Annotated in this window: 16 protein-coding genes; 3 read left to right on the forward strand and 13 right to left on the reverse strand. The window is 64.1% G+C overall.

What is annotated here, in order from left to right; translation table 11 throughout:
* Positions 1-9: 9 nt before the first annotated feature.
* The 4 genes from FHW64_RS31740 to FHW64_RS31755 all read right to left on the reverse strand — a co-directional run bounded on the left by FHW64_RS31740 (position 10) and on the right by FHW64_RS31755 (position 5,359).
* The gene (locus FHW64_RS31740) at positions 10-954 is read right to left on the reverse strand and encodes an ABC transporter permease (protein WP_184533016.1); all 945 of its coding nucleotides are present in this window, start codon (positions 952-954) and stop codon (positions 10-12) included.
* Entirely contained in the window at positions 954-2,315 is a 1,362-nt protein-coding gene (locus FHW64_RS31745; protein ID WP_184533024.1) for an amidohydrolase family protein, read from the reverse strand. The genes FHW64_RS31740 and FHW64_RS31745 overlap by 1 nt, the downstream gene beginning before the upstream one ends.
* A 43-nt stretch (positions 2,316-2,358) precedes the next feature.
* Positions 2,359-3,858, reverse strand: a complete 1,500-nt coding sequence (locus FHW64_RS31750; protein WP_184533026.1) for an ABC transporter substrate-binding protein — start codon at positions 3,856-3,858, stop codon at positions 2,359-2,361.
* Between the two features lie 79 nt (positions 3,859-3,937).
* Complete coding sequence (locus FHW64_RS31755) at positions 3,938-5,359, reverse strand: amidohydrolase family protein (RefSeq protein ID WP_184533034.1); 1,422 nt, start codon at positions 5,357-5,359, stop codon at positions 3,938-3,940.
* 107 nt (positions 5,360-5,466) lie between these two features.
* Between FHW64_RS31755 and FHW64_RS31760 the strand changes: the two genes are divergently transcribed.
* Entirely contained in the window at positions 5,467-6,387 is a 921-nt protein-coding gene (locus FHW64_RS31760) for a LysR family transcriptional regulator (protein ID WP_184533036.1), read from the forward strand.
* Positions 6,388-6,694: 307 nt separating this feature from the next.
* Here the strand turns inward: FHW64_RS31760 and FHW64_RS34615 are convergent, their stop codons facing one another.
* Positions 6,695-6,817, reverse strand: a complete 123-nt coding sequence (locus FHW64_RS34615) for a hypothetical protein (protein ID WP_260306516.1) — start codon at positions 6,815-6,817, stop codon at positions 6,695-6,697.
* Positions 6,818-6,874: 57 nt separating this feature from the next.
* A complete protein-coding gene (locus tag FHW64_RS31765; RefSeq protein WP_184533038.1) occupies positions 6,875-7,828 on the reverse strand; it encodes an AraC family transcriptional regulator in 954 nt (317 codons plus the stop codon).
* 72 nt (positions 7,829-7,900) lie between these two features.
* Between FHW64_RS31765 and FHW64_RS31770 the strand changes: the two genes are divergently transcribed.
* The gene (locus FHW64_RS31770; RefSeq protein ID WP_184533040.1) at positions 7,901-9,127 is read left to right on the forward strand and encodes a multidrug effflux MFS transporter; all 1,227 of its coding nucleotides are present in this window, start codon (positions 7,901-7,903) and stop codon (positions 9,125-9,127) included.
* 319 nt (positions 9,128-9,446) lie between these two features.
* Here the strand turns inward: FHW64_RS31770 and FHW64_RS31775 are convergent, their stop codons facing one another.
* The 4 genes from FHW64_RS31775 to FHW64_RS31790 form a co-directional block, all read right to left on the reverse strand.
* Positions 9,447-10,010, reverse strand: a complete 564-nt coding sequence (locus tag FHW64_RS31775; protein WP_184533043.1) for a fasciclin domain-containing protein — start codon at positions 10,008-10,010, stop codon at positions 9,447-9,449.
* Positions 10,011-11,538: 1,528 nt separating this feature from the next.
* A complete protein-coding gene (locus FHW64_RS31780) occupies positions 11,539-11,877 on the reverse strand; it encodes a hypothetical protein (protein ID WP_184533044.1) in 339 nt (112 codons plus the stop codon).
* Between the two features lie 671 nt (positions 11,878-12,548).
* Positions 12,549-13,781 carry a CaiB/BaiF CoA-transferase family protein gene (locus FHW64_RS31785; protein ID WP_184533046.1) on the reverse strand — a complete coding sequence of 411 codons (1,233 nt, stop codon included), beginning with the start codon at positions 13,779-13,781 and terminating at the stop codon, positions 12,549-12,551.
* Between the two features lie 12 nt (positions 13,782-13,793).
* Positions 13,794-14,777 carry a tripartite tricarboxylate transporter substrate binding protein gene (locus tag FHW64_RS31790; RefSeq protein ID WP_184533048.1) on the reverse strand — a complete coding sequence of 328 codons (984 nt, stop codon included), beginning with the start codon at positions 14,775-14,777 and terminating at the stop codon, positions 13,794-13,796.
* A 262-nt stretch (positions 14,778-15,039) separates the two neighbouring features.
* Between FHW64_RS31790 and FHW64_RS31795 the strand changes: the two genes are divergently transcribed.
* On the forward strand, positions 15,040-15,981 hold the full coding sequence (locus tag FHW64_RS31795; RefSeq protein ID WP_221210573.1) for a LysR substrate-binding domain-containing protein: 942 nt from the start codon (positions 15,040-15,042) through the stop codon (positions 15,979-15,981).
* 63 nt (positions 15,982-16,044) lie between these two features.
* On the opposite strand, the gene FHW64_RS31800 is transcribed toward FHW64_RS31795, so the two are convergent.
* The 3 genes from FHW64_RS31800 to FHW64_RS31810 form a co-directional block, all read right to left on the reverse strand.
* A complete protein-coding gene (locus FHW64_RS31800; protein WP_184533051.1) occupies positions 16,045-17,619 on the reverse strand; it encodes an acetolactate synthase large subunit in 1,575 nt (524 codons plus the stop codon).
* Between the two features lie 23 nt (positions 17,620-17,642).
* On the reverse strand, positions 17,643-19,067 hold the full coding sequence (locus FHW64_RS31805; protein WP_184533053.1) for an aldehyde dehydrogenase family protein: 1,425 nt from the start codon (positions 19,065-19,067) through the stop codon (positions 17,643-17,645).
* Positions 19,068-19,163: 96 nt separating this feature from the next.
* Entirely contained in the window at positions 19,164-21,098 is a 1,935-nt protein-coding gene (locus tag FHW64_RS31810) for an aconitase family protein (RefSeq protein ID WP_184533054.1), read from the reverse strand.
* Positions 21,099-21,239 lie beyond the last annotated feature (141 nt).

Consider the following 21,239-nt stretch of genomic DNA (forward strand, 5'->3'; position numbering starts at 1 on the left):
TCCCCCGACTCAGTGGGCGCGGACCTTGGGATTGACCAGCCCATAGCCGATGTCCGTGACCAGATTGACGACCAGCACGATGGTCGCGACGACGACCACTGTCCCTTGCAAAACCGGGAAGTCACCGCGCACCACGCTGTCGATCAAGAGCGTGCCGAGCGCGGGAATGGCGAAGATGCGCTCCACCGCGACACTCGCGCCGACCAGCACCGACATCTGGATCGCCATCACGCTGAGCACAGGGCCCAATGCGTTGCGGATCCCGTAGCGCGCGATGATCAGCCGCGGCGGCAGCCCGCGCGCGCGCAGGGCATGCACGTAGGACGAATGAAGCACGTCGATCATCGCGCTGCGCGTCTGACGCGCGAGTACAGATGCGGTGTGCACCGACAACGCGACGGCAGGAAGGACCAGGCCCCGTGCCCACTCCAGCGGGTCCTGAGAGAACGGTGTGTAGCCCACGACCTGGAACCATTGCAGCTCGACGGCGAAGGCCAGCGACAGCAGCAGCGCCAGCCAGATGCTCGGCACGGCCAGGCCGAGCGAGACGATGACGGACAGCAGCCGGTCGGCCCAGGAACCATGTCGGACCGCCGCCCAGATGCCGAGAGGAATGCCCATGAGGAGCGCGAGCAGCATGCCCGCCAGCGCCAGGCACAGCGTCACGCTCACCCCGTCGATCAGCGTCGGCGCCACCGGCAGCGCGGTGTAGAGCGATGCACCGAGATCGCCGCGCAGCGCAGCACCGATCCAGTGGAAGAACTGCTGCGCCAGCGGCAGGTCGAGCCCGAGCTTGTGCGCGTACTCGGCGCGATCCGCTGCAGACGCACCCGGACCGAGGATCTGCGTCACCGGGTCGGTGGACGTCAGCCGGGTGAGCAGGAAGGTGAACAGCGACACCGCAAGCAGGATCGGCGCCACCGACAGCAGGCGGGAGACGACGAGCTTCTTCATCACGCGTGCGCCGCGTCGTGCGGCTTGATCGAGAGAACGCGCTCGCGCACGCGGTGAATCGCGCCGGTTGCGTCGGCACGCGTCAAGCCCGTCAACCGTCCGGCACGCTTGCGGACTTCGCCGTTCACGATCACGGTGTCGACATCGGCCGGCGTGCTTTGAAGCGCGACATGCGCCGCAGGGTCGCCCAGCGACATGCTGTAGGGCCCGGTCGACAGCAGTACGAGGTCGGCCAGGTAGCCCGGCGCGATGCGTCCCAGTTCGTCGCCGCGGCCCACCGCGCGTGCCGCATTCACGGTGACGTACTCCAGCATGTGCCGTGGCTGGATGTGCGGCGTGCCTGGTCGCCGCGCAAGCGGCCAGCGTCCGGTGATGCGCTCGGCCAGCGCTTCTTCCGCACGCATGACATGGAAGGTCAGGCGCATCTGGCCAAACAGGTCAAGGGCGACGCGCGAAGGGATGTCCACCCCCAGGCTCGGCGTGACGCCCGCGCGATGCGCGCGCCCGATGATGTTCATCGCGCGGCCGCCGCCGAACTCGCCTTCGACGGTGAAGGAAATGCCTGCACCGCACGCGGCAAGCATCTCGAGTTCATCGTCGGCCGCAAGATTCGCATGCACCGGCACCAGGTCGCTACCCAGCAATCCCGCCTCGCCCAACTGGCGGATCTGCGCGGGCGGGTTCTGGTGGAAGGACATTGGCAGGCCCAGCCTGCGGCCGAGCTCGATCTCGGTCTTCACCAGTTCCATGCCGGAGTACTCCAGCGAACCGACCGCCAGGCCGAGCCGCACGAGTCCGTCGGGGTCGCTCCTCAGTTCGCTTGCCAGTTCGCGCACCTGCGCGAGTCGCCACGGATGGTCGGCCGCGAGGCTCTTGAATTCGCCCAGCATGCCGTAGGCGAAGAGCACGCGCTGGCCCGTCCTACGGTGGCCCGCGATCGACTGCTCCGCGTGGGCGGGCGTCATCGTGTTGTGGCAGAAGTCCAGCACGGTCGTGATGCCGCTGTCCAGCATCTCGGTGCCCGCGGCGAAGCAGGCATCGTGCATGTCTTCCGCGCCGAATTTCTCGCGCAGCGGGAATACGTGCTTCTGGTAGTCGGGCGTACCCCACAGCCCTGCACCGAGGCCCTTGAGCGGGCCCTGCCACATGTGGGTGTGGGTGTCGATCAGCCCGGGGATGAGGATCATGCCGCTGCCGTCGATCCGCTCGGCTTCAGGCGGTGCCGCGAGCGCCGCGCCGACCTGAGTGATGCGCGTGCCTTCGACAAGGACATCGGCTTTTTCGAGATCGCCGAGGGCGGGGTCCATGGTGAGCACCATGGCGTTCTGGATCAGCAGGGCGCGCGGACGGACGTGGGTCAAGGGAACCTCCGTGGGAATGACTCGTTGAAGAACGTCGCCCGGCCTATGGCGTCACCTTGGCATCGATGTAGCGGAACACGGCCACGTCGCCGACCGTGGAGACGATGTTGTTCACCCGCTTGGGGTTGTAGGCCCAGTAGGCGGCGTAGTCGAAGAAGCCGCAGTCCAGCGCCTCGTCGTCGATGGCCTTGGCCATCTTCTGCCAGCCCGCGTTCTGGCCCTCGACATCGTCGGCCGCCAGGGCTTCCTTGACCGCGGCTTCCACGCCGGGGAACACCGTCTTCAGCGGATTGCCGGCGCCCTCCGGCGCGTAGTGATAGAGGTAGTAGTCATAGGCGCCGGTGTCCTGCGAATCGGTCAGGATCGCCGCCGGGTACTTGCCGCTGCGGAAGGTGCTGAAGAACTGCCCGAAGGTCATGGTCTCCAGCTTCACGTCGACGCCGATCTGCGCCATCTGGCTCTTGAAGAGCTCGGCGATGATGCGCTGGTTGTCGAAGGTGGCCAGCGTGAGCTGGATCTTCGGATTGCCCAGCGAAGCCATGAGCTGTTTGGCTTTCGCGAGATCGTAGGGATAGCCCTTCACCGCCGGGTTGAAGCCATTCATGCCTTCGCGCAGGCGCTGCGTGTGCACCTTGCCGTTGCCGCCGAGCGCGGCGTCGATGTAGTCCTGTGCATTGATCGCGTGGCAGATGGCTTGTCGCAGCTTGGTGCTGTTGAACGCCTTGACCGTGTCCATCATCTGCAGATGCCACATGACCGAGGGGAACCAGGTGGTCTTGAGCCCCTCGCGCTCGGCGCGCTTCGCGATCGACGGATTGGTCCAGACGATGTCGAGCTGGCCTGTCCGCAGCGCGTTGTAGAGGCTGTCGGGGTCGTTGATGTGCGTGACCTCGATGCGCGCCGGACCCACCGTCTTGGGCGCGTAGTACTTGTCGTAGGAGGTCACGACGGTGCGCAGGCCCTTCACCGTGTCCTTGGGCTCGTATTTCCATGGGCCGGTGCCCACCGGAGTCAGTTTGTAGGAGCCGTCGTCGAGCGCCTTCGGCGACACCATGTAGGCACCCCGCCGAGCCAGGTTCGGCAGCAGGTTCGGTGCAGGCATCTTGAGCGTGATGTCGACGCGTGTTGGAGACACGACGACGAACTTGTCGACCGCGCTGAACACGCCGCGCCATTGCCCCGGCGTGTCGCGGATGCGTTCGAGGTTCTTGACCACTGCTGCTGCATCGAAGGGCGTCCCGTCGTGGAACGTCACGTTGGGCCGCAGCGTGAGCTCGAGCTTGCGCGGCGACTCCTTCCAGCTCGTGGCGAGCTTCGGCGCGATGGAGAGGCCATCGGGCGTCACTTCGGCAAGGCCTTCGTACACAAGCGAGGTGTAGATGCTGTTGGGCTTGGTCAAGGTTTCCCAGTCGTCGAGACCCTGGTTACTTCCGAAGCGAAGCGTGCCTGTGGGGTCGGCCACTGCGGGGCCGCCGAGGACCGCAAGTGCACCCGCGGCCAGCAGGCTCGCCAGCCGCCTGGGCATGTGAATCCGGCTTTTCATGTCGACTCCTTGATCAAGCTGAAGGGAGAGCTGGAAAGCGAACAGCGGGCGCGGTTGCCGCGGGCCCGCGGGCGGGTGGTCACACGAAGAACTTCTCAGGTTGCGGCCCGCGCTGCACGGGGATGGACTTGTAGCTGCCCTGCTCGAAGAGGCGCAAGCGGGAAGACATCAGTTCTTCCTGCAAGCGTTCCAGGCGCTTGGCATCGAAGGTCAACTGCCCTGCCCGCTTGGCCCAGCGCCCGGCCACCATCACGTTCTCGATGTCCGAGGTCTCCGCGTACATCACCACGATGTGCGCCGCGTTGCCTCCGGGCAGCGCCGGGAAGATGTTCATCCCGCGGCAGTCGAACATCACCAGGTCCGCCTGCTTGCCCGGCGTGATCGAGCCGGTCTTGCGGTCCAGCCCGAAGGCCTTGGCACCACCCATCGTTGCCCAGTACAGCGCATCGCGCGTGAGCGTGGAGTGCTGCGTCTTCGCCGGCCATGCGCCTTCGTGCCAGAGGCTGCGGTTGTCCAGCTCGCGCTGGTGCAGGAAGGCGTGGCGCGTCACGGCCAGCATTGAGCTGTTGAAGTACGGATCGCAGTCGGTGCCCAGCGATGGCATCGCCCCGTGCTTGACCAGGCGCCCGAGCATGGCCGGCTGCTCGTAGTTGAGCATCTCCGTGAGGTTGGTGGCCGTGATGGTGCAACCGGCATCAAGCACGATCTTCAGTTCGGTCTCGTCGAAGCAGTTGCCGTGCCCGATGTTGTGGTCCGGACCCAGCAGGCCTTCGGCGGCAAGACGCGGGTAGCCGTCCTCCACCACGCGCTTGCCCTTGCGTCCGTAGGTGTGGGCCGAGTTGATCAGGCCGAACTCGCGCGCCAGGCGGATGTCGTGCGCGGCCACGTCGTACTCGCCCCAGTCGGGCCCCAGGATCGCCATCGCCAGCGTGACCAGGCGATCGTCCGAAGCGAACCTGCCCTTGCGCAGGCGCACGATCTCTTCGCGGGGGAAGGGCTTCTTGTGGTACGGCACCTCGCCGGGGCGCTCGGGCGGCTTGACGGTGCCGCGCGCGAAGACGGCGCGGATGCCCGACTCCTCCAGCGCATCGATCGCCACATCGGTCATCTCCGCGTCGCGCAGGATGTGGCACCAATCGACGATCGTCGTGGTGCCGTTGCGCAACTGGTTCAGCGCCCCGAGCAGGTTGCCAAGGTACACGTCCTGCGCGCCATATCGCGTCGCGAGGTTTCCATGCATGTTGGCCACGTAGTCCCGGAAGCCAACCCAGTCAGCACCAATGCCTCGAAGCTGGAACTCCCAGGTATGGATGTGCGCATTGACCAGCCCGGGCGTGACGATGCGGCCGCGTCCGTCGATCAACTCTGCATCGCCGGCGGCGAGATTCGGTCCCACCGCGACGATGCGCCCGTTCTCGACGAGGATGTCGGCGTCCTCGAAATCACCGACAGCCGGATCCATGGACAGCACATTGGCGTGCTGGATCAGAGTTCTCGTCATGGGGCTTATTTCTTTCGTGTCCAAGCTTCTGCAACTGATCGTGACAGTTTCCTTTCGGGATATAAATATTCGTTCCTTCAAGAATTACTTTCCTGATCGGAAAAAATATGGATCGACTGACCTGCATGGCGGTGTTCCGCAAGGTGGTGGAGCGGCACAGCTTCAGCGAGGCGGCCGAAGAACTCACGATGTCGGCTGGCTCAGTGAGCAAGTACGTGGCTGCACTGGAGACGCACATCGGAACGCCGCTCTTGGCGCGCACCACGCGGCGCATCAGCCTCACGGAAGCCGGGGCGAGCTACTACGCCAAGTGCGTGCGCATCCTCGACGACATCGAGGAGGCCGAGAAGGCCACCGGCCAGCACCATCCGACGCCGCGCGGTCTGCTCAGGGTTCGCGCGCCGATCTCGCTTGGATCGGCGCATCTGGGCCGCACGATCGCGGACTTCCTCGCGCGCTTTCGCGAGGTCAAGCTCGAACTCACGCTGAACGACTTCTTCATCGATCCGGCAGAGCAAGGTGTCGACGTTTCCATCGCCATCGGCAACAACGAGCGCGAGCCGATGCGAGGCGCCCGTCCGATAGGGCGTATGGCTCGCGCGATGATCGCCGCGCCTGCGTACCTCAGGCGACACGGGGAGCCTGCAACAGTGGCCGATCTGAAACATCACAACTGCCTGATCTACAACCGCGGACAGTCACCGGACGAATGGCACCTGATCGCGCCCAACGGCGACCGGACCATTCGCGTCACTGGCGATTGCCGTTGCAACAACAGCCAAGTGCTCCGCGAGTCGTTGCTCGAAGGCGCGGGCATCGGCTTGCTGCCGAAGTTCCTTGTCGCCGACGACATCGCATCAGGCGATCTTCAGGTGGTTCTGCCTGAATGGACACCTGAATCGCGCACACTCTATGCAGTGTTCCCTCAACCGCGGCAACCGTCGGCTAAGGTCCGCGAATTCGTAGACTTCGTCGCCACGAGCTTTGCTACCGATAGTCAATGGCGCCTCGGCTTCTCCAACGGATAGCAGGGAGGCCGGGGCGCTGGCCTCCTGGATTCCCTCGCGTCGCGCGGTTGCGCATGGACGGACTGGTGCAATTGGGCCCACCCATCTCCCGCCGGCGCGCACCATTGCACTGTTCTGGCACGAGCGACACGAGACATCCTTGCTTCACCAGTGGCTCATGGCCTTGCTGGTTGAGATGTTCGCGCGAGATTGACGAGATCTGTGGCGTGGACGACGGTAGCGGTGGGCGCAGTCGCCATTTCGTAGCGGCGGCTCCGCGAAACCGATCACATCGGAGTCGGCGTCGGATCGGCACTTGAGACGTTGGCTACGCTCGCAGCCCCTGGAGCGTCTTCGTCCATCGGAGCGGCTCGTCGAGCATCGCGGTCGCCGCGGCGCCATGCACCGCGTTGGCCGCGAAGCCGAGAGCCGGCGCTCTACGGATATGCACAGCGCCACTTCATGGAAAACGCCGGATGTCAGGAAGGTGCCCGAGACAATCGAATTCTCAGGGCGACTGTGCAGCCGAATGTGCTCGGTAACCAGGACTTTTGCCGGTATTTCGCTTGAATGCCGCGCTGAAGGAAGTCTCCGATTGATACCCGACCCGCTCGGAAATTCGGGCGATGGTGTCAGTTCCGCGCCGCAAAGCATCGCGAGCAACCGTCATGCGCCATCCCGTCAAGTAGTCCAGCGGCGGCGTCCCGACCAGGCGCTTGAAGCGCACGGCGAATGCAGTCCGTGACATGTGGGCTACCTGAGCCAGACGATCGACCGTCCAAGCCTGTGCAAAGTCGTCATGCATCGCCGCTAGCGACGCGCCAACACGTGCATCCGCCATGGCGCGTAGCCAGCCCTCGGGCTGAGCGGCTGCGGCAAGATGAGCCCTGAGGGCCTGAATCAGCACGAGACCCGCCAAATGCGCTTGCGCCATCGAGGCACCCGGCCCTCGCTCTTCCACCTCCCAGCGCAACAGCGCCAAAAGACCCGCCAGCGGCCGCGTCGCGACATCGGATGCCTGCAGATGGATCAGCGGCGGAAGATGCCGTAGCAGCAATGGCGTGGCTTCGCCTTCGAACATGAAACGCCCGCTTGCGAGTCGAACCTCCGAGATGGCTCGACCAGCTGTCAAGCGGCCCTCATACCGCACCACACCATCATCAGCGCGATGCGCGCGATAGGTCTCGGGGCCATCCCTGCGGCGGCTCCGCAGATCGGCTGCGCTTGCGAACGTCGAGAAGGGCCGCCCGTTGGTTAGCAGGTAGAAGTCGCCCTCCTTCAATGTCGATGGTTGTTCCGCGCCTTCGATCTGCAGCAGAAAGCTGCCCGAAAGGACGCACCCGAATTTGATATGAGATTCGTACTCTGGGAACGCCAAGGCCCAGGCACCTCGGCCTTCGAAGCGTGAAACGAGGCCGCTGCGAACTCGCAGAAGCGATAGGACATCGGAAAGAGGGTCCATTCTGTACGATCGAATAGGCAATCAGTACGCCAAATTATTCATCAGGACGGAATTGCGGGAGACGATAGGGCCATGCCCGCAGCCTCAACCCCCACCCCCGCTTCCCGGCGTGAACCGTCGTCCGGCATTGCCCGGCTTGCTCTGGTCCTCGGGCTCCTTACAGCGATCGGCCCGTTCGCCATCGACATGTACTTGCCGGCCCTCCCAACACTTGCGAAGACCCTTCAGGCAACCCCACACGCAGCGCAAGCAAGTCTCATGAGCTTCTTTCTCGCTCTGGGTGCAGGGCAACTCATAGTGGGCCCCTTGTCGGATCGTTTCGGGCGCAAGGCGCCTCTATGCGTCGGTCTCGCAGTCTTCTCGGTAGCCAGCTTCGGGTGCGCACTGGCACCGACGATCGGCGTATTGATTGCCTTGCGCTTCGTACAGGGCCTGGGGGCCTGTGCCGCAATGGTGATCCCACGCGCAGTTGTACGTGACCTGCATTCGGGGCCAGAGGCGGCACGCCTGATGGCGCTGCTGTTGACGGTCTACAGCGTGTCACCGATCCTGGCGCCTTTGGCCGGCAGTGCCGTCGCCGCTGCGGCGGGATGGCGGAGCGTCTTCGTGGCGGTGGGCGCGCTGGCGCTCCTGGCCATTTTCATGGTCTCGCGACTGCTGCAAGAGACTCGTTCGCCGGCCGCTCGCAATCCAGCAGGCATGCGCGGCGCGTTCGCTGGCTATCGCACCTTGCTGGCCGACAGACACTTCGTCGGTATTGCTCTCGTAGCGTCTCTGGCGGTGGGAAGCTTCTTCATCTACGTCGCCAATTCGGCCTTCGTTTTCGCGAGCCACTATGGAGTGGGGCCGCAGCGCTATGCACTGCTCTTTTCGCTCAACGCTGTGTCCTTGGTCTTCGTTTCACAACTCAATGGCCCTCTGTCGGCCAAGCTGGGGCTGCGCCGCACTCTGCGATGGGCGGCCGCGCTTCAGATGGCCGTCCTGTTGTCACTGCTCGCCGCGCAAGTCGCGGGCTTGGATCAGCTGTGGCTGCTGGTGCTGCTGCTCATGGGCGGCTTCGGTCTCAACGGTTTGATCGTGCCCTCCGCGTTCGTCCTGGCGATGGATCAGCACGCCTCGCGCGCTGGCTCCGCGTCGGCATTGATCGGGACGCTGAACTTCGCCGGGGGGGCAGTACTGATGTCCCTGGTAGCGCCCTTTGCAGACGGCTCGCCCTTGCCGATGATCGCGGGCATAGCGGCATGTGCTGTAGGCGTGGCAGTACTGGCGGCTACTGCTTTACGCAAATTGGAGGCTTAGCCGCGGCGCCCCGCCATCGCACGAGTCGCGGGAGGAATATCACTCATTGATCGCGAGGCGCGCAAGCCACACAGGTGCGTCGCCTCAGGCGGCCTTAAAGTCGCCGCGAACGACCGCTTCGGAGAAAGCGCGAGGTCCGGTGTGTGCCTGCGGGGACTCATCGCCATGAGGATTGGCTTGGACACCGGCCCGCTCAGGCCGGACGATGCTCCTGGTCATGACGTTGACACGACAGTGATGACCACGCCGCTGATGGCCCTCTTCGCGGGCCAGAGCCGTAAGCAGACACCGCAGTCCGATCGCCGTCATCAACGCGACGCTACTTCGGCATCAGTACCTTGTCGACGACGTGAATGACTCCGTTCGACTGATACACATCGGCGATGGTCACATTTGCCATCCCGCCTTTCTCGTCGATCAGCATGATCTTGCCGCCGGAGGCCGTCGCCTTCAGCGTGCCGCCAGCCACGGTCTTGAGCGTCGCTTCGCCCTTGCCGTCCATGATCATGTTGCCCAGCGCCGCGGCGTCCCACTTGCCCGGCACGACGTGGTAGGTGAGGATCGTCGTCAGCATGGGCTTGTTCTCCGTCTTGAGCAGCGTATCGACCGTGCCTGCCGGCAGTGCAGAGAATGCCGCATTGGTCGGCGCGAACACGGTGAACGGGCCGGGGCCCTTCAGCGTATCGACCAGCCCCGCGGCTTTGACGGCGGCGACCAGTGTGGTGTGGTCCTTGGAGTTGACAGCGTTGTCGATGATGTCCTTGCTGGCAAGCATAGGCGCGCCGCCCACCATGACCTGAGCGTGGGAAACGGAAGCGGCGCAGGCGAAGGTGAGCGACGCGGCGATGGCAGTCAGCAGACGGGTTGCGTTGATCGAAGACATGGATGACTCCTTGCGAGAGATGCCTGCCGATGCGTGGCAGGTGTTCCTACTACGAGGGTCCTCGAGCAATGGATGCCAATGTCCAATGGCCCGCAAGGGCATGAATCCAATCTGCCGCGCGCTGCGTACCCGCGCGCGCGAGGCTAGAGGGCCTTCTCGACCAGCGACCCCTTGAGCACCTGGGGCGGCTTTGCCTTCGGCACGAACTGCGGCGTCGCTTCACGTTTGCGAACGTCTGCTACCCCGCAAATTCTGCGGCGCGACCGACCGTCGCTTCGGTCCGCACCCTGACGCTAGCGTAAATGGCGGGCCTGGCGCCCAGTTGCAACCAAGCCGTGGCGTCCGTAAGAGTGACCGGATATCCGGCAAGCGGTCGTACGGTCGGCAATGGAACGAGATCGAATCTGAATGCTCAGCACACTTTCCTCGACGATCGCGAGCGGCCGGATTGCCGGCACCTGCCTCGCTGCCTAGGTTGCTCGACGGGGCGGCCTTTCGACTCGTTGCACGCGCGACTGGGGCACACCAAGCTCTCTGGCATGTTCGCGTTGCGAATCCGCGCGATCGGAATGAAGGCTGGCGATATAGGCTCCGAGAGCGATGCCGCCGCAGACGAGGGCAATCGGGATAACACTGAGCGACAGAATAAGGGCCGTGTGCATGACGCGATCCTTCGCCTGTCGGCTCGCATTGCATGTCAGAGCCGTCTGAAAAAGGCGTCAGCTCACATTTTGGAGGTTGAAGCAGCCCTGGTCTGGCATCGGTGTTTGCCGATACGCCGTAGCTGGACCTTCCTCCCAATGACGAAGGCCAGCCGGCGCTTCTGCGCGCGCTCGAGCCCATCCGGCAAGGTGCCTTCGACGCCGCGTTAATCCAGCCTAGCGTCATAGAGGAAGTGCCATTTGACTTGAAGCTGTCCGGCTTGCCCGAACCTACCTCCGAACAAGGGGGCGCCGACGCGGAGCGCTTCCTCAGAGGCGTCATGAACGACGAATCGATGCCCATGGCTTGGCGAATGGTGAGTTGCGAGACTCGTGCTGGGATTACCTCCCTCCCGCAGGAGCGTGGCATCACCAGTTGATTAGTCCGCCCGGTTGGGCGGGCGGATAGAGCGGTTTCGCCTAGCGCGCTACCAGCGGGCAACGAAGGTGGCACGCTCCCATTTGAAGGAATGGCCGTTCTAGATAAATTTGGAAGTCGGCTCAGGGCACCGAAGTGGGACCGCCCTGCCGGGCTCGCAGCGAAAGCAGTCGGCCACCGAGAAGTGATTCACCGGCCGATGATCGACAGTTTGCGGAAGTTCAGTCGAGCAAGAATTTGGGGACTAGCGCGAACGGCAGCACCGTGCCCACGCGGCATCTAGGCATCGCGAAGCGGCCGTTCGATATCCTGCCTCCCATTGCCTACGCGACTTGCCACTCCGCACTGGCCGTACGTGAGCATCTGCCCCCTCCTTGTCTGTTTCCGCAAACACGTTCCGCAGTATTGTCACGAACGCGGCAACCGCAGGCGATAGCGAACGCTGCGGTCAGGCCTTTGGCCGCAGCAAGCCCCCCTGCGTCACGTCGCGCGCGAACACCAGGTTCACGTCGGCTTCCGAGACTTCATCCCAGGCGATCTCCCAGATTCGGAAGTCCCGCAGCCCTGCGTCATCAAGGATCAGTACCTCCACATCGGACCCAGCGACTAACGGCTTCGCTTCACGCGCGAAGGAACCTGCGATCGCGCACTTCACGCCAATTCGTTGCAGGCGCTCCAGGAGCTTCCCCACCTGGCGCCGCAGCAGATCCTGTCGCGCGCTACTTCGAGGTCGCTGCGGCGCAAAGAACTGTCGATGCGGAGCCGCAGGCTCGGTGAGGTTCATCATTGGCTGTCTCCCGGTCAGCGGATGGGAAGGCGATTTTGAGCGAATCCTTTGAGCTCAACAGCACTTGTTGCGTTTGCTTGCCACCATCGGCGTTGGCCGAGCTCGATCTTCACGACCTCGGGTGTTTGTCGCATGCGACGCAACTCCTATCGTGGAGAACAAATGGCAATCAGGAATCCCTTCTCGATCATCCCTGCCACACCTTCGAGGGGCCACATGTAGGCGGATTTCTATAGCGCCGCATTGCGAGGGTTCTGGAGACACAAGGTGATCAATCTTGTGATACTTGCCGCTTCGGGTTCGGCGCAGCTGAACTTTGTTTGGCAGGTGGACGTTCGACTCGGTCCAGCCCCGAGGCGCTCGTCAGAGCTGCGCGTGGCCCGCGTCCGTCCGATGCGAATCTCTCGATAGCGTCCCCCCTCGCCTCGGATTTCTCACAAGCCGGCAGCTCCAGTATGGCAGCCCGCCTTTGGTCTCTCAAAGTCCTGCGCCGCGCTGGTCCACCTCGCTGGTTCTTTCGCATCAGACGCTAGCAGGCCTGCGGGATGCAAAGCAAGACGTCCTTCGGCTCGATCGACACGGGTGACCGTTATACACCTGTGCCGATGTCACCTCGAGGAGGCGAGGAGATGAGATCCACGATCGTTGCTTCCCGATTCTTGAAGAACGTTCTAGATCACACCGCTTTCGCCCAGTTGCTTCAGGTCGCTTTCCGACATGCCCAGAACATCTCGGTAGATGCGCTCGTTGTCCGAGCCCTTCGGGCGACCCGCAAATCGAACCTGGCCCTTCGCCGCCGAGAAGCGCGCGAGCACATTCGGCAGCATTGCTTCACCAAGTTCATCATCGTCCACTCGAACGAACGCTTCCCGGCTGAGAAGCTGTCGATCCTCCAGCAGTTGCTCTGCGTCATAGAGCGGAGCATGCGCGACCTTGTGCTCCTCGAGCCTTTCGATGGCATCTTCGTAGCGCGTGCGTGCGAACCAGCGGGCAAGGACATCCTCGATGGCTTCGACATTCGCCAGGCGATCACGATTGGTGAGGAACCTTGCATCCGCCAGCAACTCCGGCATGGCCATCGCAGTTGCAAGGCTCCTGAAGGTGCTGTCGTTGCCCACCGTGACGGAGATCCATCGCCCATCCTGCGTCTGCCACGCGCCACGCGGCGCCAGATGATTGACACGGTTTCCCTGCCTCTGCATCGACTCGCCGGTCACGCTTCGCACCAGCGACTGAATGCCGAGCACAGCGAGCAGGGGCTCTACGAGTGCGAGATCTATCTCCTGGCCCTGCCCCGTGCGTTCCCGATGGAACAGCGCCGTCACGACGGCGAACGCGCCGGCGATCGCTCCGATGTTGTCGCCGAGCGCCAAGGGCGGCAGTAGTGGCGGTCTGTCCGGATAGCCGATCAGGTGCGCCATGCCGCTCATGGCCTCGGCGAGCGTCCCGTACCCCGGGCGGCTCGAATACGGACCAGTCTGGCCGAATGCCGTCACGTGAAGCATGATGAGCTTCGGGTTCACCTTGAGCAGCGACGGGTAGTCCACGTTCCACCGCTTCAAGGTGCCCGGCCGGAAGTTCTCGACAACCACGTCCGCCTCGGTGACGAGCTTCCGGAAGATCTCCTGGCCTTCGCTGTGATGCAGGTCGAGCGTGACGTTATCCTTGTTCCGGTTCACCAGCTTCGACCAGAGCGAGATGTCCTTGTGGACCGGTTCGAACAGCCTTGCCTGGTCCCCATCGGGGTGCTCGACTTTCAGTACCTGCGCGCCGAAATCCGAAAGGTACGCAGCAGCGGCAGGGCCCGCGAATACCGTCGAGCAGTCGACGATGCGTATGCCTTCCAGCAGCTTGTTGCCTCCGTCGTTCCTGCTCGATCCGGACCATCCGTTCGTTTGTTGCATTTCCTGGTCCCCCTATTCAGCTCGAATGCCGGCGTCGCGGATGACGGTGCCCCACTGGTCCAACTCTCGCCGGATGCGTTCCTTCAAACTTCCGGCGCTCGCGGACGCTTCCGGTGTCTCGACGCCAAGAGCCGCTAGCTTGTCGATGAACTCCTTGCTCTGGAGGATCTGGGCGATCGCGTTGCGCAATCGCTCCTGCACTTCCGCAGGCACACCCGCAGGCGCGACCACGGCATACCAGGTCACCGCTTCATAGCCGGCCAGTCCCTGCTCAGCCACGGTCGGAACGTTCGGCAACAACGGAGAGCGCTTGCCGGAGGTGACGGCGATCGCGTGAAGCTTGCCGCTCTTGATGAATGGAAGCGCCGGAGCGACCGTGGACATCATGAGTTGCGTCTGCCCTGCCAGTACGTCCGTCAACGCAGGACCGCTCCCCTTGTAGGGGATGTGCGTCATTGGCAACTTGCCCATGCTCTTGAGCAATTCACCTGCGAGATGCGGACCCGTTCCGGTACCGCCGCTGCCATAGGAAAGCCGATCCGGATTGGCTTTTCCGTAGGAAATAATCTCGGGAATGGTCTTCGGCGCGAAACCGGAAGCAGCCACCAGCACATTGGGTGAGACGCCGATCAACGCGACAGGCGCGAAGTCCTTCACCGGGTCGTAGCGGGCAATCGAAGGCGTGAGGCGCGGGCCGATGGTGAGCTCCGCGGAGGTGCCCATCAGCAGGGTGTAGCCATCCGGGGCAGCCTGTGCAACGTAGTCGGCACCGAGCATGGCGCCCGCGCCCGGCTTGTTCTCCACCACGAAGGGCTGCTTGAGCATCGTGGTCAGCCGCTCGGCCACCTGCCGGCCGACGATGTCGGTGCCCCCGCCGGGAGCGAACGGAACGATCAGCCTGACGGGCCGATCCGGATAGGCAGCCCAGCTCGGGCTCGCGAGACCGAGCATGAGCGCCGCCAGGGCAGCGGAAATCGAAATCGAACGACGGTTCACCTTGTCTCCTAGTGCGCAAGCGATGTGCTTGCTGGGAACCAGTCTCTTGCTGCGCGGGCTTGGACGACATACCCGTCTTCGGGTATTCGTCAGCGGGTTCGCCGGGGATCGCCGCCCCGATCGACACCTTTGCCTGCCACGCATCAGCCCTGCTCGCGACTCTAGTGATTCGCGTGGCGAATTCCTATTGCCGATGAGGAAAGAGACCCATCTCCAAGAGCTATGACTGCCCGCATGAAGCGCCCGAATAATCGCGATCGCAATGAACAAAGCCACAGCCATCGCCGCCGACGAACGCAATCTGCCGAGGCGGCTGGACCTGACCACTCTGCAGTTGTTCGTCTCGGTGTGCGAGACGGGGTCCATCCTCCGTGCGGCAGAGCATGAGTTCATTGCCGCGTCGGCAGTGAGCAAGCGGCTTTCCGATCTTGAATCGCTTCTTCAGACGCCGTTGCTGTACCGGCATGCACGTGGCGTCGAGCCCACGCCTGCGGGCCAGACGATGCTCCACCACGCACGCACGCTGCTCTTCAATCTCGACAAGATGTGCGGGGAGTTGAGCGAATACACGCTGGGCGTGCGCGGGCATGTGCGGGTTCACGCGAACATTTCTGCCATCGTCCAGTTTCTTCCCGAGGACATCGCAGGCTTCCTGCGAGCGCATCCTGGCGTGAAGGTAGCTCTGGAGGAGCACGTCAGCACGAGCATCATCAATGCGGTGCAGGACGGGCACGCAGACATCGGCATCTGCAACCCCCAGGTGAACATGGGCAGCCTGCAAAGCCGCGCGTATCACGCGGACAGGCTCGTGCTCGTCGTGCCGAAGAAGCACCCGCTGGCCGTGCTGCCCGCGGTGCGATTCGCAGACACGCTCGAGTACGACCACGTCGGATTGCACAGCAACAGCGCGCTGTACCTGGCGATGCGCCGCGCAGCAGCCGATGCGGGCATGACCATCAAGCTGCGCATCCAGGTGACCGGCCTCGACGCCATGTGCCGCATGATCCACAACGGTCTCGGCGTCGGCGTGATGCCGCATCGCGCCTACGAGCTTCTGCAGTCGACCGGCGACATCGCGGCAGTGCCGCTCAGCGACGAATGGGCGACCCGCACCCTCTACCTAGTGGCGCGCGACTTCTCATCGCTGCCAGTCACCGCCCGGCTGCTGGTGGATCATCTCTGCGCGCAATCGCACGCGCTGTAGGGGCGCGGGGGAGCCCTGCGAAGCTGCGCAGGGTCGCCCCGGACATCGCCGGGGCAGGAGGTTCTAACGGCTGCGCTTGCCGGAACCGACGCGGGCTTCTATGAGCACGGGGCCTTCGGTGGCCAGCGCTTCTTCGAAAGCGGCCGCGAACTCCTCGGCCGTGGCCACGCTCGATGCCTTGACTCCCATCGCCTGGGCCATCGAGACCCAATCCAGAGAGGGATCAGCGAGCGAGAACATGGATGCACCCTTCTCGCCGAGCACGCCCAATCCGTGCCGCTTGACCTCGTAATCGAGGATCGCATAGCGGTCATTGCGGAAGATGACGTTCACCACCTTCGAGCGCTCGCGTGCCTGCGTCCAGAGCGCCTGCACGGTGTACATCGCGCCGCCGTCGCCATGGAACACCAGCACCTGCGCATCAGGCGCACCTACGGCCGCGCCGCTGCCCGCGGGAAGGCCCTGCCCGATCGATCCCCCGGTGAGGTTGAGCCAGGCATGGCGTCTTGCGCCGCGCATCGCCTCGTCGGCGCCGACGGAGGTCACGCCAGACTCGTCGGAGACGATCGCACCTTCGGGCATCAGGCGATTGACCACCGCCCATATGGCCTTCGGCGTCAGCGGCCCCACGGGTGCTTCAAGCTCCTTTCGCTCTTCAAGCCGCGGAGCGGGGATCTTGGACAGGAGCGCCACCATGCGGCGCAGCATGGCCAGAGGTGACTGCGTCTCCGCTGTCGCGAGCAGCTGAGCATCCGGCCTCGTCAACACACTGGATCCCTCCACGCTTCCGAAAAACGCCACTGGAGCCCGGCTGCCGACGAGCAGAAGCCGATCGACAGACGCGAGCTTGTCCAGCGCGGCTTCGCGGAAGTACGGCAGGCGATCAACGTGAGGAATACCCTCTCCGCGTTCGTGCCGTCCATTGAAGGTTTCGACAAGGAGCGCACTTCCGGTTGCCTGGGCGAGTGAATCCGCGAGCGAAATGCCCTCGGCGCAGAGCGCGTCTCCCCCAAGCAGAACTGCCGACCGCTCACCACGGAGGAAGTCGAGTGCCTGCTGCGGCGGAAGGTCCGGCGTGTCGACATTCCGATGCGCCGGTTGCGCAAGACCCCGGGGCTTGCCGCCGGGCAGCGACCACATCACATCCGCATTGGCAACAATGATGACGGGCCCGCATGGCGCGGTCACGGCGAGTGCCGCCGCATTGCGGCTGATCGCGGCGAGGTCATCGCCAGGCTGCATATGGAAGACGGCCTTGGCCGCGTAGCCCGCCAGCGCATCAAGATCGCTCTTCAGCGGCGTGTCGTAGGCCAGATGGTTGCTCGCATGCTCGCCGACCACCACCACCATGGGGCTCCGGGCCTTTCGTGCGTTGTGCAGGTTGGCGAGCCCATTGGCCAGCCCCGGACCGAGATGAAGCAGGACCGCCGCCGGCCTTCCTGTCGCTCGCGCATAGCCATCGGCGGCGCCGGTCGCCACGCCTTCGAACAGGCAAAGCACCGCCCGTGCATTCGGGTTGCGGTCGATGGCGGAAACCAGATGGATCTCCGATGTGCCCGGATTCGCAAAGAACGTCGTAACGCCGGATTCGACCAGCGCATCGACAACGGATTGGGCGCCAAAGGACGCTGTACTCATGATGTGACCTCGACAAGAAAAAGCTATGCGCCCTGCAGCGACTTGTATTCGAGGAAATCCTCGATTCCGAACCGGCCTGCCTCGCGCCCGTACCCGGACTCCTTCATGCCACCGAAGGGCGCGCCGGGATTGAAGGCCGCGCCGTTGATGTCGACCTGGCCTGATCGCAGTCTTCGGGCGATGCGCTGCGCCGCATCCGCTTCGCCCCACACCGAGGCGGCAAGACCGTATGGCGTTCCGTCTGCGATCGCGACGGCATCGTCGATGTCCGAATAGGGAATGACAGCCAGCACGGGCCCGAAGATCTCTTGCTGCTCGATGGTCGTGCCCGGCCTCACGTCGCCGAAGATCGTCGGCTGCATGTAGAAGCCGCCGGACGGCACATTGGTTGGCGAATCGAGTCCGCCGCACAGGAGACGCGCGCCTTCGCGCAGACCTGCTTCGACACAGCCACGCACGCGCTGCAATTGCGCGCTCGTCTTGAGCGGACCGATCTTCGTGGCCTGAAGCCTGGGATCGCCGACAGCCAATGCGGCCGCGTGCGCAACGGCGATCTGCTCGCATTCATGTCGCAGAGCGTGCGGAACGAGCAAGCGCGTCAGGGACGTGCAGGTCTGCCCGGAATTCAGGAAGCAGGAGTTGACCGTGTGCCGGACTGCCCTGCCCAGATCGGCGGAATCCATGACGATCGCGGCGCTCTTGCCGCCGAGCTCGAGCGTTACCCGTTTCAACGTGCCGGCCGCCTGCGCCGCAACCAGCTTGCCAATCGCGGTCGATCCGGTGAAGGACACCTTGTCGACCTCCGGATGCGTTGTCAGCCGCACGCCGACTTGCGGATCGGAGGAGACGATCATGTTGAACACCCCGTCCGGCAGTCCCGCGCGGTCGATCGCTTCGGCCAGTGCATACGCATTGAGCGGCGCGATCTCGGACGGCTTGAGCACCACGGTGCATCCTGCGGCCAGTGCGGCCGCGAGCTTGAGCACGATCTGATGCAGCGGGTAGTTCCACGGCGTGATCGCTACCACCACGCCCACCGGCTCGCGCAGCACGAGCGACTCATCCACGCGTTCCTCGAAACACATGCGCCTGAGTTGCGCCGCGTGATGACGGAGGTTCGCAATCGGCAGATCCGTCTGGATCTTTCTCGCCAGCCTGATCGGGGTGCCAACCTCATCGCAGATGAGGGTAGCGGTGGGCTCGGCCTGCTTTTCGAGTTCGTCGGCAATGCGTTCGAGCCATGCAGCGCGCGCATCCGGCTGCGATGCAGCCCAGGACCGAAGCGCGACGCGCGCCGCGCGGACGGCCACGTCAGCCTCTGCGGCGGTGGCCGACGGCACCGTGCCAAGGACTTCGCCGGTGCGGGGTGTCCAGACCCGAACACGATCGGGCTCCGCTGCCGGGACCCACTCTCCATCAACGTAGAAGCACTTCTTTTCGATACGCATGAATCAATTCCTTGTCCGGAGAATGTGCCCGCACCCTGCGATGCTGACCCTCCCCGAAAGCAGGTAATCGGGCTGCGTTCCGCCATGAAGCAGCGCTCAAGTGCCACCAGAGAGCTGCTCGAAGGAAGTGATGCGTCCCGCCACAGCGCTTGCCGCAACCGTGTAGGGACTCGCCAGCCACACCTTTCCCGGGCCGGAGCGCCCGGGAAAATTGCGATTGATCGCACTGATGGTGACGTCGTCGGCCGACAGCGACTGCCCCGGACCGCAGTTCGCACAGGCGCCGCAGCCGGGCAGCACGATCTCGGCACCGATCTCCTCAAAGGTCCGCATGTATCCGCGCGCCTCGCAGTAGTCCCGCACTGCCGAAGTGCCGAACTGAAGGTAGAGGCGCACGCCTTCGGGCAAACGTCTGTTCCGCCCTAGTGCCCATTGGAAGACCTCGTGGTAGCGGTCGAAGTCTTCCTGCTTTCCCCCGGTGCAGGAACCACCGTAGGCAATCGAAATCGGAACGCCGCTGGTCGGCAGCTCGGCGACCGGCAAGCCGTTGCCCGGATCTCCGGGGCTCGCGAGCATCGGCGCCAGTTCGCTGCCGTCGATCAGGATGCGGGTGCGATAGCGGGCATCCTGATCGCTCCGCATCCACGGCTCGACGGCGAATTCAATACTGCGGCGCTCGCGGAGGAAGTCGACGGTCTTGTCATCGGGCTCCACGATGCCCGTGAAGCCCCCCAGTTCGGCAACCATGTTGGTGAGGGTCGCGCGCTCGTCGATGTTCATGTGCCGCACTGCTGAGCCGCAGAACTCGAAGACCGCACCGATGGCGCCGCCACTGCGGATCGAGTCCATCCGCAGCAGATGAAGCACGACATCCTTGGCCATCACGCCCGGTCGCAACCGGCCGCTGACCTCGACGCGCACCGTCTCCGGTACCTTGCATCGCGCATAGCCCGTGATCCAGCTGTTCGCGATGTCGGTCGCGCCGACGCCGAACGCCAGGCAGCCCAATGCGCCCGAATGAGGGGTGTGGGAATCCGTTCCTACGACCACCTGGCCCGGCAACGCGTATTGCTCGGCCATCAACGCATGACAGATGCCTTCCGCTCCCGGCTCGCCGTCGAGTTGCCCGTGCCGCCGCACCGGATAGAGCGAAACGAACTCCTCGTGCCCACGCGTCAAATCGCGGATGCCCGGCAACAAGCCCCCGCGCACGTGCGGCACGCTTTGCGCAGCCAGGACCAGGTGGTCCTGAAACGCCACGACAGAAGCCGGCTCGTGCAGTTCAGCCGGCTTGCCGAACGCGCGATGCATGAAGTGCGCGGCCATGCCGGTGAAGTAGTCATGGCTGAAGCGCCAGTCGCAACGCACGAAGAGCCCTTCGCCGGTCTCGACCGACGGAGTAGCCGGATGCGCCTGCTGCGCGATGATTTTCTCGACGAGCGTGCGCGGCCTGTCGCCCTCGACTCGTAGCGGGTCGCCGGACGACCAGCTCAATCGCTTGCTATATGCCAGGAGCCCTCCGGCGCGGATGATCTTCTGCGTCAGTGGATCGCGGCCACGCAGGAACTCGTCGATGGGAATCGACTCCCCTGCGGCAATTCTTTCGAGAAGACCAAAATCGGTGCTCGTCAGCAAGCCGAGGTTGTCGCAGTTCTGCTGGTAGATGCGCTCGAAGCTTTCGGCGATGACCAGCCGTATGCCGGCATAGAGTTCTGCGAGCGGGCTTGATTCGCGCGACGATCCTTTGCCGTAGCGCTTTCCAGCCACTGTGATGCCGAACCCGCCATTGCGGACCGCGTCCATCGTCACCGGACGCACGCCGCCTGCCTCCAGCCCTACATAGGGATACCTTCCAAGCCTTTCGTCATGGGTCAGCATGACCGTGACCGGCGTGATCTCGTCGGTCGATACGTCGTCACGCAAGGGCCCCGCTTCGCGCAACGAAAGGCTCTCGCCTTCGAGTTGGCGCTTCATCAACTCCGGGTCGCCTGAGAGGAACAAGGGGCGGCCCGAGATTCGTATTTCTTCCATGATGGGTTCTCCAGAGGCCCGGACACTACGCGGCCCTCGGCACATCGCCATCTCGTTTGGGAACGGCCGGTTTCGCGACCGGCGCCACGTATCACGCACGGAGATACGTGGCCTCGCGAAATACGCAAGGACGCCGCCGTC

Source organism: Variovorax sp. Sphag1AA (assembly GCF_014192575.1).
GTDB lineage: Bacteria > Pseudomonadota > Gammaproteobacteria > Burkholderiales > Burkholderiaceae_C > Variovorax.